Genomic DNA, 14,234 nt, shown 5'->3' on the forward strand with positions numbered 1-14,234 from the left:
CCTACCTACCTTCCTCGTTCATGTCAAAGGGTTCAGGGAGTTGGGCGCGGCCCGCCAACCGGAACGCACGCACCCACGCCCGAGACCGTAAGAGCCTCACCTCCGCGACCGCGTCGTTATGAAACTGGCGGGCCAGGGTCAACCGGTAGCAGCTCTTATCCAACTGCTCGACTAATCGTTGGCCTGCCAGGCTATTTGCCAGCGAACGGCGGGTCTCACTGTCAAGCACCTCCGCGAGGACCGCGGACAATTCGGACTCTACGGTGGAGCGATCAGGACCGGCGGCACTCCGGCCTGGCAGCCCTTCCGCTGCTTCGGCTGCCGCAAAACAGTCAGCAGCGGCCGCCGTCAGCAGCAGGGACGAGGCCGAGTCGAGCAGCTGGGAGGTGGCCAGATCATTGGCCGCCTGCGCGCGCCGCAGCAAAGCTACCTCCAACGTCGCCCGCAAGCCGAGGACCTTAACGTGTTGGCGATCAACTCGGCGCGCTACAGAGATCAGCCGCCAGGCAACAACAACCAGCACGAACGCCAGTGCGCCGATCCATGGGGTCATCGCTGCCTCCGGGAGCGCAGGCGGCCGACCAGGGTGGCATCCCGCTCAGCGGGCGCCACGGGAGTTTGGTGGGCCTGGATGGCCAGCTCATAGACGTCTAGAACCTTGGTGGTGACCACCGACCAGTCGTATTGCCCGGCGGCTACCTGCCCGGCGGCCGCCAGCTTGGCGCTCCCGGGGCGATCAGTGAGGGCGGCCTGAATCTGGCGCGCCAGGGCGGCGCTGTCGCCGGTGGAGAAAAGCAGACCGTAGCGGCCATCACCGAGCACGGCGCTGAAAGCTGCAATGTCAGAAGCCACCACTAGCGTGCCTGCCGCCATGGCCTCTACCAGCACGATGCCGAAAGACTCGCCACCAGTTTGCGGGGCAATGTAGAGATCTGCCCCCTTCAAAAGGGCGGCCTTCTCGGCATCAGTTATCCCCCCCAGGAACTCCACGTTGTCGCCCCAGCGGCCCAGCGCAGCCCGAATCTCGCTGGCCTGGCCGCGCCCGGCGATGAGGAAGCGGGTGGTGGGGTGAGTGCGCAAGACCGGTTCGATGGCCCCGGCCAACACCGCCAGACCCTTGCGTGGCTCGTCCAACCGCCCGAGAAACGCCACCACGGGGCGCTGCGGGGTTCCTTGCCAGGCCGGCAGCAGCGCCGCGGAAGCGAAATCGTCGACGACGACACCGTTGGGAACGATGGCGGCATCACCACCCTGGTACTGGATGAGGGTCCGCCGGGCCTCGGCCGAGACGGCTATGCGGGCCCCGAATTTCTCCATGAGGGGCGCCACCAGCGGGGTGGCGAGCTGGCGGGCCCGGGAGGTGTCCATCGCGGTGTGGAAAGTGCCGACCACGGGACCAGTAACGGCCCGCAAAGCGAGGATCCCAATGGAGGGAGTAATGGGCTCGTGGATGTGGACGATATCGAAGTCGCCCTGCTCCAGCCACCGGTTCACCGCACGGGTGGCGCGCACGCCGAAGTTCAGGCGGGCCACCGAACCGTTGTAGGGCACCGCCACCGAACGGCCAGCGTCGACCAACCACGGATAGCTCTCCGTTGCATCATCCACGGGCGCCAACACGGAGACCGTGTGGCCGCGCTTGCCTAGTTCCTCGGCGAGGTCGCGCACGTGGAACTGCACGCCGCCGGGCACCTCGAAGGAGTAGGGACAGACGATGCCGATCTTCACGGTACTACCTGCCGTCGTTTGGCTAACCGGGTCGGATCAAGATCTTCGACGAAGACGGGTTGGAGCATGTGCCAGTGTTCGCTGTGGTCCGCCAACCAGGCCGCAAACCAGGCTGTCCATTGCCGAGTGAGGTCCTCCACCCCTTCCGGTCCCCGCAGCGGCGTGGTCAAGGGGCCCTGCACGTCGATCACCACGCCCCACTTGCTGCCCGCCGCCCGGCGGCGGTGCCCGGACAAACGTACGTGCCGGATGGAGCCAACATACAACGGCAGCTTGGTGGCCAGGGCCAGCGCAGCAGGGCCCGCCGCGAACAGGGCTTCGTGGCCTGCAAAGGGTAGCAAGAGACCGGAGGCGGACAAGTCCCTATCCGCCAGCAGGGGTACGAGGTGCAGTTCCCGCCGCGCCAGGCGGACCAACTGCGGGAAAGGCTTGTCGTCCCGCGAGACCGGCAGGATGGTCATTTGCAGTTTTTGGCGCAGTTCCAGGTAGGCAGCAAAAGCGTCGGCGGGCTGGATGCGTTCCGCCACGGTCAGGACCGGTTGCAGGTTGCGGGCCGCCCAGGCTCCGGCCAGATCCCAGTTGCCGGAGTGGGTTAATGCGAGGATGACCGATTGGTCCTGAATGTCGGCAAATATCTGGGTATCACCCTCCAAGCGCATGCGGGCATCTATTTGACTGCCCGTGAGCCCCGGCACCTTGAAGGTTTCGGCGTAGTAGCGCATGTAGTGTCCGAAGGCTCGCCGGGTGCGGGAGCGCCGGGCCCGCGGTGACGTCAGCGGCGCCACTCGTTGCAGGTTTTTCTCAAGCTGGCGGATACCGCGCGGGCCAAAGCCGAGCTGGTGCGCGGTCACGGCAGCGTGCGCGCCAACGGCGAACAGCCCGCGCAGTACCGACTCGGGTAGCAGCGGGCAATACTTTAGGGCCGCGGCCAGCAAGCTCACGCCTAGCCCTCCCCCAGCGGCTGACCGGCGACCTGCCGGTAGACGGTGGCCATCCGTTGCCCAATGGTTATCGCCGCCGCCAGGCACAGGAACGTCATGGCGGCAGCGAACACCCAGGCGGGGGCGCCCACGCCGACGGCGAAGAGAGCCACCAGGGAGATAATGAGCCTATCGGTGCGCTCTGTCAGCCCCACCGCAGCAGTGGCCCCAATCGCCTCGGCTCGCGCCCGCGCGTAGGGAACCACACCGCCGAGCACTGTGCTCGCCAGGCAGACGGTGGTGGCCCACGCCCCCACCGCCCCCGGGATGTGCCACAGGCTGTAGAGGGTCAATGCCACGAACACCGCCCCGTCGGCTATCCGGTCCAGGGTCGAGTCGAGAAAGGCGCCCCACTGGGACGACTTGCCTGTCAGCCGTGCCAACGTCCCGTCCAAAGAGTCCAGGAGCGTGACCAGCCCCAGCACGGGCGGGGCGATGATGATGTGCCCGGTCGGGATCAGCCACAATGCCAAGGCGCAGGTCACGACGGTGCCGGACCAGGTGATCACATCCGGGCTGACGCCCAGTTTGGCCAGTTGACGCGCCGGAGCGGTAAAAAGCGCGCGGGTAAAGCCGCGCCCGTGCGTGCCCAGCATCAGTGCTCCTTCCAGGCAGCGGCGAGCCGCCGCCGGGTGTCGGCCAACAGCTCGGGCAAGGCCTTGGTGCGCGCAATGATGGGCAGGAAGTTCGCATCTCCCCACCACCGCGGCACGACGTGTTGATGTAAGTGGGCGGCGATCCCGGCGCCTGCCACCTCCCCCTGGTTCATGCCAATGTTGAAACCTGCCGGCTGAGAAACCGCGCGGCTAACCCGCATGGCCTGCTGCGTCATGGTCGCCAATTCCTCCCGCTCAGCCAGCGTGAGGTCGGTGTAGTCGGCGACGTGGCGCCACGGCACGACCAGCAGGTGGCCCGAGTTGTAGGGGTAGAGGTTGAGCACTACGAAGCAGTGCTCGCCCCGGGCCACGATGAGGGCCTCGTCGTCGCTGCGGGGCGCCATGGCGCAAAACGGGCAGGCCTGGTCCGAAGCGTCGACGGGCTTGTTCTCCCCCTGGATGTAGGCCATGCGGTGGGGAGTCCATAAGCGTTCGTAGCCGTCGGGCACGCCCCCAAGCTCGGTCGGGTCTACTACTTGGTTCACACCGCTTCTCGTTTCTCGACAGCGGCGACTATCCGCTCAATGGCCGCAGCCACCGGCACGCCGTTTTCCTGCTGGCCGCCCCGGAAGCGGAAAGACACGGCTCCAGCCTCGACATCGTCGCCACCCGCAATGAGGACAAAGGGCACCTTTTCCTTGGCCGCGTTGCGAATCTTCTTGCCGAAGCGGTCGGCCGACAGGTCGGCTTCGGCGCGGATGCCGCGGGCCCGCAACTGGGCCACTACCTCGTTGACGTACCCCTCGAACGGCTCGGCCACCGGGATGGCCAACACCTGCACCGGCGCCAACCATGCCGGGAAGGCACCCGCGTAGTGCTCGGTCAACACCCCGAAGAAGCGCTCGATGGAGCCGAACAGGGCCCGGTGGATCATGACGGGCCGCTGCCGGGAGCCGTCGGCCGCGGTGTACTCCAGGTCGAAACGCTCGGGCAGGTTAAAGTCCAACTGAATGGTCGACATCTGCCAGGTGCGGCCGATGGCATCCTTGGCCTGCACCGAGATCTTCGGTCCATAGAAGGCTGCGCCCTCTGGGTCGGGCACCAGCGTCAGTCCCGAGGCCGTCGCCACCTCCTCCAGGGTGCGGGTGGCCTCCTCCCAGGTGGCGTCATCGCCCACAAACTTGGTGGGGTTCTTGGTGGATAGCTCCAGGTAGAAGTCATCCAATCCGTAGTCCTTCAGCAGGTCGAGCACGAAGGTCAGCAGCGTCGTCAGCTCTTCCTTCATCTGCTCGCGGGTGCAGTAGATGTGGGCGTCGTCCTGGGTGAAGCCGCGGGCGCGGGTCAAGCCGTGCACGACGCCGGACTTCTCGTACCGGTAGACGGTTCCGAACTCGAACAGGCGCAGCGGCAGCTCGCGGTAGGAACGCCCCCGGGAGGCGAAGATCAGGTTGTGCATGGGGCAGTTCATGGGCTTGAGGTAGTAGTCGTGCCCCTCCCGCACCACGGTGCCGTCGTCGGCCACCTCCCTATCTACCCGCATGGCCGGGTACATTCCCTCGGCGTACCAGTCCAGGTGCCCGGAGGTCTTAAACAGATCGGCCTTGGTCACGTGCGGGGTGGAGACGAACGAGTAACCAGCCTGAAGGTGGCGGCGGCGCGAGTATTGCTCCATCTCCATCTTCACCAGCGCCCCCTTAGGGTGGAAGACTGGCAGGCCCGAGCCAATCTCCTCCGGGAAGGAGAAGAGGTCGAGCTCGGCCCCCAGGCGGCGGTGATCACGCTTCTCGGCTTCGGCGATGCGCTCCTGGTAGGCGACTAGGTCTTCTTTACTGGCCCAAGCGGTGCCGTAGATGCGCTGCAATGCATCGTTGGCCTGGTCTCCCTTCCAGTACGCCGCCGAGGCCTTGGTCAGCGCGAAGACCCCCGCCAGAATCTTGGTGCTGGGCACGTGCGGACCGCGGCACAGATCCTTCCAGGCCACTTCGCCGTTGCGGCGCACGTTGTCGTAGATGGTCAGCTCGCCGCCACCTACCTCAACGCTGGCGCCATCAGCCCCCGACCCCTTGGAGTCGATTAGTTCCAGCTTGTAGGGCTGGTCGGCCAGTTCACTGCGGGCCTCCTCCTCGCTAACCACGCGGCGCCGGAAGGTCTGCCCCTCCTTGACGATGCGGACCATGCGCTTGTGCAGGTCCTTCAGCAGCTCCGGGGTAACGGGGTCAATGTTGCCAAAGTCATAGTAGAAGCCGTCGGTGATGTAGGGCCCGACCCCGAGATTGACGTCGGGGAAGACCTGCTGCACGGCCTGCGCCAACACGTGGGTGGCACTGTGCCGGATGATGTCCAGCCCGTCCGACTCGGTGGCCAGGATCGGCTCGACCTGTGCCCCGGCGGGCAGTGGGCGCGCCAGGTCCCAGGGCTGGCCATCGACCCGCACCGCCACCACGTCGCTACGCTCAGCGAAGAGGTCCGTCCCCGTCGTGCCCACCGCCACGGCAGTAGGTACACCGGCAACGACGAGGTTCATCTCGGACACTTCAGTCTCCTTTTCGGGATAGATCAGCAGGGCTAATGCTAGCTCCCGCCCTGCGTTACCGCGCGTTTCCTCTGGGACTGTGGCGCACTCCTACTTCGGCACTCACCGTACGCATACGGCCGACCGCGAATGGCCACGCGCTCAGCGGGACAGCGGGCTAGGGGCGCTGGAACGTGAAATGAGTCCCGGTGCGGGTGAAACCAAGCTGGGCGTAGAAGCTGGGCCCGCCGTCGGCCGTGACCAACGTGCGCCAGGGCAGGGCCATCAGGGGCGAATCGGCATGGAGCAGGGCTTTAGCGGGCGAGAGATCCCGGAAACGTTCGGGCGCGTAGTCCACGGTCAGGTTCAGCTCCTGGCCCTCCAGGCGCGCCAGCACCAGGGCGGCGATCGCGTCGCCTCGCATAGCCAAGAAGGCGTGGGTGGCCGCCTGCGTATGAGAGCGCGGGAAGAAGCGGGCGATGTCGCTGGCGTGCACCTGCCGCAGGTAGTCCACCAGGGCGTGGTCTGGGGCCAGCGCCACAACCTGGTAATTCTTCTGACTGCGGGCCTCGCGTACCAGGCCGATCATCGCCACCACGTGGATGGTGCACAGCGCGGTATTGAGGGCCGCCATCGGCCACACCGCGATGACGACGTTGTAGATCACCAACACTACCCCGCCGACGAAAGCCAGCATGCGCAGGCGCAGGATCGAACGCTGCATCATGGCTAACACCACGAGGGCAGAGCCGCCCCAACCGACGATTTCCCAGAACCCCAAGCCGCCTCCAAAAAACAAAGCAGGCGCGCCGTGCGGCACGCCTGAAATCCAGTGGGCGATACTGGGATCGAACCAGTGACCTCTTCCGTGTCAGGGAAGCGCGCTCCCGCTGCGCCAATCGCCCGAGCGGATGACGGGACTCGAACCCGCGACCCTCACCTTGGCAAGGTGATGCTCTACCAACTGAGCCACATCCGCATGCTGCCACATCCCGCGGCAACGAGAAGCAAGCATAGCAACTCCCCCGCCCAGCACCAAATCTGGTCGACGTGAGCCGCATCGCATTGGGGTTGAGAGCCGAAAAGTGGCGCAACGGCGGCCAGACACCGTTAGGCGGCCGTGCCGCCGGGATCGTTTCGCGGGCGGACCGCCCGGTCCGCATCGAATCCCGACGGTGCGGGCGCGGACGGATCACTTAGCGCGGTTGGCCCCAAGGTTTGCCCCAGCTCGTCCCCCCATACCCACCCGTCCCCCAAGGTAGAAGGTCGACGGAGGCAAAACGCGAGAAGTCGTGCACCGGCACCTCCCAAGCCTGCGAGTCGAAGGCCACGATCTCCAGGACAACGCGCTTGCGGGAAGTGTCCGCATATCCGCGCAACGTCAAGTCATTGCACTGCGAGGCCCACTCGGCACATTTTGCAATCATGCCCCACGGGACGCACAGTGCCGCGCTCGGCCAGATCAATAAACCTGTCTCCTACTTGAGTGGGGATGTCGAACCGTAGCTTCCGCTGGAGCACTACCGCCACCTGCCACCTAGGGATAATCACAGGGTTTTGCTTGCGGAGCCAGACACGCCTCCCCCGACGAAGTCCGCAGGGGCGACCATGCCAGCACGGATGACCAACAGGAGCCCTGAAGCGTACAGCCGACGCAGTGGCCAAGCATCCCCCGCGCGGCGAAGCCTCGCTCCTGTAACCGAATCCCACTTAAACCCGCAGTCGCGATTCTGCGGTCGCCTCGACCACGCCTGGCGGGCGACAATCTCGAGGTGGGCGGGCCTGGGCCCCGGCTCACACAGTCGGCACGAGGCCGCACCGACGACGGCTGCCCAGGGCAGTCGTTGAGCCACCGGGGTGACACGACGCGGATGGGCTGCGGATCGTGCGGCTGACGGCGGAGGTTGGAACCATCGGCTATCTTGATTGTAATTTCAACCAAAGGAGTGGACATGAGTGACAATCGCGTTCGGATCCTCGCGTTGGTGGGGAGTTTGCGACGGGACTCGGTGAACCGGAAACTGGCGCTTGTCGCCCAGCAAGGAGCCGCCGAACAGGCCGAGATCGAGATCTTCGAAGACCTCAAGGGCATCCCGCCCTTTGACGAGGACGACGAGGCGCAGGTTCCACAGGCCGTCAAGGCCCTGTGGGCTCGAATCGAGGCTGCCGACGCGGTACTCGTCGTGACGCCGGAGTACAACAGCTCCGTGCCCGGGCAGTTGAAGAACGTCATCGATTGGGCCTCGCGCCCCTTCGCCACCAACCCGCTGCGCGGCAAGAATGTCGCCGTCGTCGGGGCCAGCCCTGGTGGGGGTGGGGCCCGCTCCTCCATCGCAGATGCCCAGCGCATCCTCACCCGAGCTGGGGCGACGGTGATCGAGGAGACCTTCTCGGTAGCCCGGGCCTACCAGCAGCTCGACGCGGCGGGGGAACTCAGCAACCCGGAGATCAAGGACGGGGTGGTGGCTGTCGTGACGGCCCTGGCCACGCGGAGCCGCGGTCAACTCTGAGAGGGCGCGCGGATAGGCGCATCTTCTTAGTCCACCATCACGCTCTCGTGTAACCATCTCGCCCTTAGTCCGCCATCACGCCCTGGTGTAACCACCACGCCCTTAAAACTCCGAAATAAGGGCGAGATGACGGATTAAGGGCGAGATGCTGCACCACAGGCGGGAGGGCCGGGCACGATCCACCGAGCCCACCCCCGTCTGCACAACATTCCTGCCGCTCCCCCGGCATTGGAGAGCTCTAGCGCCAGGCGCAGACGCAGGGACACACAAAAGCGGGCCGCCCTCCGGCGGCCCGCTGCAGTGGGCGATACTGGGTTCGAACCAGTGACCTCTTCGGTGTGAACGAAGCGCGCTACCACTGCGCCAATCGCCCTGCGGTTGGAAACAGTACAACACATCAGCCCCCGATGCCAAATTTGCCTCCCTCGCCGCCTTGCTCTAAGCTCTTCCTCGTTCGCAACAGCGAGCATGCGGATGTGGCTCAGTTGGTAGAGCATCACCTTGCCAAGGTGAGGGTCGCGGGTTCGAGTCCCGTCATCCGCTCCAGAGGCAGGAGCCTCAACGGTGGGTTGGCCGAGAGGCGAGGCAGCGGCCTGCAAAGCCGTATACACGGGTTCGAATCCCGTACCCACCTCAGGGTGCGCAGCAACAGTGGCTGCGCATTTTTTGTTTCCGCCAACAGCATGCCTGCGCTAACGTCCGCTACGCACTCCGCTGGCATAACGGCCACGGCGGGCCCGGCCACCTCGCGCCAGACCCGCCGCACGCGCCGAGCACTCAGGCGCGCCGCAACACCCTCTTTACGCCGCGCCGCAGCGCGAGGGCCGCCTGCAGCCCGGCGTACAGGCGCGGGCGCACCGCCACATCCCAGGCGCCGTCGACGTCGGTGGGCACGTGGGTGAACTTGCGTTTGTAGCGTCCCACGCTGTACAGCTCCGGCACCCGGGGCGAATCGATCCCCATGAGGTCGAAGCTCTCCACGCCTTCGCTGGCCAGTTGACGGCACACCAGCCAGTCCAGGGCGTCAGGACACATGTTCTTGCGGCCCTGCGCGCTGGAGGCCCCGAAGAACGCCACCGCCTGCTTGTCGTTGACGAGCACCAGGTCCCAGCAGGCCACCTGCCCGTCTAGCCGCAGCGAGAACAGGCGCGCGTTATCCGGGCCGATGGCGCTGAGCATGCGCCAGTAATACTCCGCCGGGTGAGAGTGGAACCCATCCCGCTGCGCGGTTTCCTGCAGCACCGCGTAAAACTCGGCGAATTCCTGCCGGGTCAAGCCGGTGTCCTCCCGGAACTCCGCCCCTAATCCCTCGGTGCGCTTCAACGCCCGGCGGATGGAGCGCTGCCCGTCCTTGGTCATAGTGGCGAGGATCTCTTCTTCGCTGCGGGGGGCCAGCGGAATGACGACGGTGCGGTCGTAGGTGATGATCTGCAGCGGTTCGTGCAGATCCTCCGCTCGGTAGCGGGCGTGCAGACGCAGAAAGACAACCTTCGGGTCGCTGCGCCGCACGTGGTCCACTAGGGCCCGGCGCACCTGCGCCTCGCGCTGCGGCGACTGTTCCTTCACCCAGATGGGCCCCGAGCGGGCCCACAGGTAGCGCAGCCCCCTGCTCTCGAACGCCGCAAACGAGACGTAGGCCACCGGCTTGCCGTCCTCCTCAGCTACCAAGCGGCCCCAGTGCTGCCGGTCCGGGGAGGCATCGTCCAGGCGCTGCCAGTGTTCCGACTGCTCAATCGGGATGGGACGTACCCCCGCCAGGGCACGCTTAAACTCCAGCGGCTCTAGGGGCCGCACCGTAATCGACATGGTGACCTCTCAGAACGACGACTGCGTCGGCTTCGGGTAGTACTTCAAGAACTTGCGGACATGATTCAGGCGCTGCAGCTCCACCATGAGTCGACGCCTGGCGGGCCGATCGGCTGGGTAGCGCAACGGATCCACCACCCGGCCCGCCCGAGCCAGGGCGGAGACCTCCCGCTTTAGGCGCGGGTCACGCAAGTAGCGCTTGAGCAGCCGGATGGGAATGAGCGAGTAGAGAATCTCCCGGGTCACGGTACGCGGCCGCACCCTTTCCCCACCCACCAAATCCGCCACCATGACCGTCAACGGATTGTGCCCCGCCGCAGTCATGTAGTAGGAGTTGCGCCCGATACGAGGATTGACCTCAAAGAAATAGGGGGTATCGTCCCGGGGATCGATCTTGACATCGAAGTTGGCAAAGCCGCGGTAGCCAGTGGCCTCCAGAAACCGCCGGGCGTCGTCCCACAACTCCGGCATCTCTTTCGTGATCATCGCCACCGGGTTGCCCACCATCGTGGGGGCGTGGTCCTCCAGCAAGACGTGGGCGCTGCCCAGCAGGGTGACCTCGCCGTGCGAATCGACGTAGGCGGTGATCGAGCGCATGGCCGAGTTATCGCCCGGGATCAACTCCTGCACGATGAAGTCATCCCGGAAGCCTGCCTGCCGCAGTTGCTGCCACAGTTCCGCTAGCTCTGCCGCCGTCTCAAAGAAATAGATTTTGCGCTTGCCTGGAAAGTCGACGGCGTCGTACGGCGCCCCCTTCGCGGTCTTGGCCACCACCGGATAGCTAAGAGCAATAGGCGGCGCCTGCCACTGTCCCTCGGCCGGATCAGCCAGACTCACGGTCACCGACTTGGGCGTCTTAATGCCAAGGGAATCGCAGACCTCGGCAAACGACTGCTTATCGGACACCGTGGCCACGACGTCGGCGGGCGGGAAGGGCAGCACGTAATGGGGCTCCAGCTGCTCCCGGTAGCGAGTGATCAAATCCACGTGCATGTCGGTGTTGGCCATCAGGACACAGTGCGCCCCTGGGTGCCCCTGGGCGATTTCTAAGAGTTCGTCGATGAGGGCCTGGTCCCGGGTCCCGCTCGGCACCGGGTGCACGGAGAAGATCTGTGAGCGGGTGATTACCTCAGTGGGGGCCGAGGCCACGCACACCACTTGGGTGCCAAACGCCTCGTGAAATGAACGACCGATGGCGTACGCCCCCACGTCCCCACCTAACACGACTGGCACAATGCGGGTGATGCTCAATTCTTCTCCTTTGGCAGGGACACAACGCCGTAATCCTACTGGGCGTAACCTGCCAATCCGCTGAGAATTTCCCGTTACTTCCCCCAGTGACGGCCAAGTGGTGGCAATCTGGAGGCATGGAAATCTGGCCCGGTAATGCTTATCCCCTGGGCGCAACGTTCGACGGCACCGGGACGAACTTTGCGCTCTTTTCGTCGGTGGCCTCCCAGGTGGAGCTGTGTCTGCTCTCTGGGGAGCTGGAGGAGCAACGCATCACTTTGACCGAGGTGGATGCGGGAGTATGGCACGCCTACCTGCCCGGCATTCAGCCCGGGCAGATGTACGGCTACCGCGTGCACGGACCCTACGAACCCGCCCACGGGCACCGGTGCGACCCCTCCAAGTTGCTGCTCGATCCCTACGCCAAGGCCATCAAGGGGCAGGTGGGGACAGATCCGTCACTATATTCCTACAGCTTTGCCGATCCAAGCCAACGCAACCAAGACGATTCCTTGCGGCACACGCTCTATTCCGTGGTCACCTCGCCCTACTTCGACTGGGGCCACGACCGGCCGCCTGGCCATCCGTACCACGAGACCGTCATCTACGAGGCCCACGTCAAGGGCCTGACGATGCAGCATCCCGGGGTGCCGCCCGAGTTGCGCGGCACCTACGCCGGGCTGGCTCACCCAGTCATCATTGATCACCTGAAGTCGCTGGGGGTCACCGCCCTAGAACTGATGCCCATCCACCAGTTCGTGCAAGATCCACACCTGCAGGAAAAGGGCCTGTCCAACTACTGGGGATACAACACGATCGGCTTCTTTGCTCCGCACAACGCCTACGCCGCCTGGGGCACCGATGGCCAGCAGGTGCAGGAGTTCAAGGCGATGGTCAAGACCCTCCATGAGGCGGACATTGAGGTCATTTTGGACGTGGTCTACAACCACACCGCCGAGGGCAACCACCTGGGCCCGACTTTGAGCTTCCGCGGCATCGACAACGCCCAGTACTACCGCCTGGTGGACGGGGACCAAGCCCACTACTTCGACACCACGGGCACTGGCAACTCGCTGCTCATGCGCTCGCCCCACGTGCTGCAACTCATCATGGATTCGTTGCGCTACTGGGTGGAGGAGATGCATGTGGACGGTTTCCGTTTCGACCTGGCTTCCACGTTGGCACGGCAGTTCCACGAGGTAGACCGCCTGTCGGCTTTCTTCGACATCATCCAGCAAGATCCGTTGATCTCGCAGGTCAAGCTCATCGCTGAACCCTGGGATGTGGGAGACGGCGGCTACCAGGTGGGAGGCTTCCCACCGCTGTGGACCGAGTGGAACGGCAAGTACCGCGACGCCGTGCGCGACTTCTGGCGGGGAGAGCCCTCCACGCTGGGAGAGTTCGCCTCCCGTCTAACTGGTTCGGCCGACCTTTACGCCCATTCGGGCCGCCGCCCGGTAGCGTCGATCAACTTCATCACCGCCCACGACGGCTTTACGATGCGGGACCTCGTGTCCTACAACCACAAGCACAATGAAGCCAACCTCGAAGGCAATGCCGACGGCGAGAATCACAACCGCTCGTGGAACTGTGGGGCCGAAGGCCCGAGCGCTGATCCGGCGGTGGTCGCCCTGCGGGAGCGCCAACACCGCAATTTCCTGGCCACACTCTTCTTGTCTCAGGGGGTGCCCATGCTCAGCCACGGCGACGAGCTGGCCCGCACCCAGGGTGGGAACAACAACGGCTACTGCCAGGACAACGAGATCACCTGGATGGATTGGGACTTGGACGACGCCGAGCAGCGGCTCCTGGACTTCACGCGCAGGTTAATCGCCTTGCGTAGCGCGCACCCAGTGCTCCACCGGCGCCGCTTCTTCGCCGGCGACCCCGAGCACGGGGGCGAGTCGGAGCTGGGCGATATCGAATGGTTCGCGCCGGATGCCCAACGGATGACCGACGAGCAATGGCACGAGTCCTATGCCCGCGCCATGATGGTCTTCCTTAACGGACGCGGCATTCTATCTCCCGACACGCGCGGCAACCGGATCATTGATGACCACATTCTGCTGTTGATAAACGCGGCGGCAGAAGACATCAACTTCACGCTGCCCGACGCGTCCTATGCGCCGCAGTGGCAGGTGGCAATCAACACGGCAGCCGACGACGACAACGGCACTTACCCGGCCACCGCCACCGTGTTGGTGCCCGGACGCAGCTTCCTGACCCTCGTCGGCCCCCTGCCATAGGATTTCTCCAGTTTTCTCTCAGCCGCTTCGGCGTGCCGCTCAGGTAACCCTGAGGAAATCCGTAGCCTGGTGGGGTGGATGCTCCAACCCAGTTCGGTGCCACCCTGTTATCCCTGCGGGATGTCAGGGTGCCTGCCACCCTCACGGTGCAGGAGATGCCCGCCCCCGCCACGCTGGCGCCCTTCACGGCCGCGGTCAGCGCGCAGACCGTGGCGCGCGACGGGTTGGCCCCGCTTGGCTCGGGCAAGCTGGTGGTGCTCTACGACCCCGCCGGCCAAGAGGGCTGGGAGGGGGTGCTGCGGCTGGTGGCCATGGTCTCGGCCAAATTGGATGACGAACTTGGCGCAGATCCGCTCTTGGGGGAGGTGGCCTGGTCGTGGCTCACCGGCGCCCTGGGCGAATGCGAACCTCCCCCGATAAACCTCGCCGGCACCGTCACCCGGGTGTTGTCGGAGACCTTCGGCGGACTGCACCTCTCCGGCGGCTCGACCCGCATTGAGCTGCGGGCATCTTGGACGCCCACCAGCTTCGATATCTCCAGCGACATGTGGGCCTGGCTCGAAGTCATCCGCGAGGCGGCCGGCATCGACCCCGACGGCGTGGTAAGCATTCACCGATAAATTGCG

The 14,234-nt window shown here is 65.2% G+C and carries 13 protein-coding genes and 5 tRNA genes; 5 read left to right on the plus strand and 13 right to left on the minus strand.

The window, feature by feature from the left end; all coding sequences use genetic code 11:
• Window position 1: 1 nt before the first annotated feature.
• The 10 genes from BSZ40_RS03075 to BSZ40_RS03120 all read right to left on the minus strand — a co-directional run bounded on the left by BSZ40_RS03075 (window position 2) and on the right by BSZ40_RS03120 (window position 7,243).
• The gene (locus tag BSZ40_RS03075) at window positions 2–553 is read right to left on the minus strand and encodes a hypothetical protein (protein ID WP_073823185.1); all 552 of its coding nucleotides are present in this window, start codon (window positions 551–553) and stop codon (window positions 2–4) included.
• Window positions 550–1,728: a glycosyltransferase family 4 protein gene (locus tag BSZ40_RS03080; protein WP_073823187.1), complete on the minus strand. Its 1,179-nt coding sequence runs from the start codon at window positions 1,726–1,728 to the stop codon at window positions 550–552. Before BSZ40_RS03080 ends, BSZ40_RS03075 begins: the two co-directional genes overlap by 4 nt.
• Window positions 1,725–2,669 (minus strand): phosphatidylinositol mannoside acyltransferase, encoded by a 945-nt coding sequence (locus BSZ40_RS03085; protein ID WP_073823188.1) that lies wholly within the window; start codon window positions 2,667–2,669, stop codon window positions 1,725–1,727. The genes BSZ40_RS03080 and BSZ40_RS03085 overlap by 4 nt, the downstream gene beginning before the upstream one ends.
• A gap of 2 nt (window positions 2,670–2,671) precedes the next feature.
• The gene (gene pgsA, locus BSZ40_RS03090; protein ID WP_073823189.1) at window positions 2,672–3,304 is read right to left on the minus strand and encodes a phosphatidylinositol phosphate synthase; all 633 of its coding nucleotides are present in this window, start codon (window positions 3,302–3,304) and stop codon (window positions 2,672–2,674) included.
• Entirely contained in the window at window positions 3,304–3,849 is a 546-nt protein-coding gene (locus BSZ40_RS03095) for an HIT family protein (protein WP_073823190.1), read from the minus strand. Before BSZ40_RS03095 ends, pgsA begins: the two co-directional genes overlap by 1 nt.
• Window positions 3,846–5,828 carry a threonine--tRNA ligase gene (thrS, locus tag BSZ40_RS03100; RefSeq protein WP_187343205.1) on the minus strand — a complete coding sequence of 661 codons (1,983 nt, stop codon included), beginning with the start codon at window positions 5,826–5,828 and terminating at the stop codon, window positions 3,846–3,848. The genes BSZ40_RS03095 and thrS overlap by 4 nt, the downstream gene beginning before the upstream one ends.
• A 166-nt stretch (window positions 5,829–5,994) precedes the next feature.
• Window positions 5,995–6,597, minus strand: coding sequence for a hypothetical protein (locus tag BSZ40_RS03105; protein ID WP_073823193.1), 603 nt, complete (start codon window positions 6,595–6,597; stop codon window positions 5,995–5,997).
• Window positions 6,598–6,649: 52 nt separating this feature from the next.
• Window positions 6,650–6,721, minus strand: a tRNA-Val gene (locus BSZ40_RS03110).
• 1 nt (window position 6,722) lies between these two features.
• Window positions 6,723–6,795: transfer RNA gene (locus BSZ40_RS03115), tRNA-Gly, on the minus strand.
• A gap of 217 nt (window positions 6,796–7,012) precedes the next feature.
• Complete coding sequence (locus BSZ40_RS03120; protein WP_124850882.1) at window positions 7,013–7,243, minus strand: hypothetical protein; 231 nt, start codon at window positions 7,241–7,243, stop codon at window positions 7,013–7,015.
• 525 nt (window positions 7,244–7,768) lie between these two features.
• Between BSZ40_RS03120 and BSZ40_RS03125 the strand changes: the two genes are divergently transcribed.
• Window positions 7,769–8,326: an NADPH-dependent FMN reductase gene (locus tag BSZ40_RS03125; RefSeq protein ID WP_073823197.1), complete on the plus strand. Its 558-nt coding sequence runs from the start codon at window positions 7,769–7,771 to the stop codon at window positions 8,324–8,326.
• Window positions 8,327–8,627: 301 nt separating this feature from the next.
• Here BSZ40_RS03125 and BSZ40_RS03130 read toward each other — a convergent pair.
• Window positions 8,628–8,699: transfer RNA gene (locus BSZ40_RS03130), tRNA-Val, on the minus strand.
• A 97-nt stretch (window positions 8,700–8,796) separates the two neighbouring features.
• On the opposite strand from BSZ40_RS03130, the gene BSZ40_RS03135 reads away from it, so the two are divergent.
• A tRNA-Gly gene (locus BSZ40_RS03135) sits at window positions 8,797–8,872 on the plus strand.
• A gap of 17 nt (window positions 8,873–8,889) precedes the next feature.
• Window positions 8,890–8,960, plus strand: a tRNA-Cys gene (locus BSZ40_RS03140).
• Between the two features lie 143 nt (window positions 8,961–9,103).
• Here BSZ40_RS03140 and BSZ40_RS03145 read toward each other — a convergent pair.
• Window positions 9,104–10,132 (minus strand): lipid II:glycine glycyltransferase FemX, encoded by a 1,029-nt coding sequence (locus tag BSZ40_RS03145; RefSeq protein WP_073823199.1) that lies wholly within the window; start codon window positions 10,130–10,132, stop codon window positions 9,104–9,106.
• A 9-nt stretch (window positions 10,133–10,141) separates the two neighbouring features.
• The gene (locus tag BSZ40_RS03150; RefSeq protein WP_073823202.1) at window positions 10,142–11,383 is read right to left on the minus strand and encodes a carboxylate--amine ligase; all 1,242 of its coding nucleotides are present in this window, start codon (window positions 11,381–11,383) and stop codon (window positions 10,142–10,144) included.
• Between the two features lie 116 nt (window positions 11,384–11,499).
• Here BSZ40_RS03150 and glgX point away from each other — a divergent pair, with 116 nt between their 5' ends.
• Window positions 11,500–13,608, plus strand: a complete 2,109-nt coding sequence (gene glgX / locus BSZ40_RS03155) for a glycogen debranching protein GlgX (RefSeq protein ID WP_073823204.1) — start codon at window positions 11,500–11,502, stop codon at window positions 13,606–13,608.
• A gap of 74 nt (window positions 13,609–13,682) precedes the next feature.
• Window positions 13,683–14,228: a DUF3000 family protein gene (locus BSZ40_RS03160; RefSeq protein WP_073823206.1), complete on the plus strand. Its 546-nt coding sequence runs from the start codon at window positions 13,683–13,685 to the stop codon at window positions 14,226–14,228.
• The last annotated feature ends 6 nt before the right edge of the window (window positions 14,229–14,234 follow it).

The organism is Buchananella hordeovulneris (assembly GCF_001907235.1).
Lineage (GTDB): Bacteria > Actinomycetota > Actinomycetes > Actinomycetales > Actinomycetaceae > Buchananella > Buchananella hordeovulneris.

Excerpts from the sequence above, each read along its gene's own strand:
- thrS (WP_187343205.1), bottom strand. The coding sequence starts at position 5,828 with ATGAACCTCGTCGTTGCCGGTGTACCTACTGCCGTGGCGGTGGGCACG.
- BSZ40_RS03075 (WP_073823185.1), bottom strand. The coding sequence starts at position 553 with ATGACCCCATGGATCGGCGCACTGGCGTTCGTGCTGGTTGTTGTTGCC.
- BSZ40_RS03145 (WP_073823199.1), bottom strand. The coding sequence starts at position 10,132 with ATGTCGATTACGGTGCGGCCCCTAGAGCCGCTGGAGTTTAAGCGTGCC.
- pgsA (WP_073823189.1), bottom strand. The coding sequence starts at position 3,304 with ATGCTGGGCACGCACGGGCGCGGCTTTACCCGCGCGCTTTTTACCGCT.
- glgX (WP_073823204.1), top strand. The coding sequence starts at position 11,500 with ATGGAAATCTGGCCCGGTAATGCTTATCCCCTGGGCGCAACGTTCGAC.
- BSZ40_RS03125 (WP_073823197.1), top strand. The coding sequence starts at position 7,769 with ATGAGTGACAATCGCGTTCGGATCCTCGCGTTGGTGGGGAGTTTGCGA.
- BSZ40_RS03120 (WP_124850882.1), bottom strand. The coding sequence starts at position 7,243 with ATGATTGCAAAATGTGCCGAGTGGGCCTCGCAGTGCAATGACTTGACG.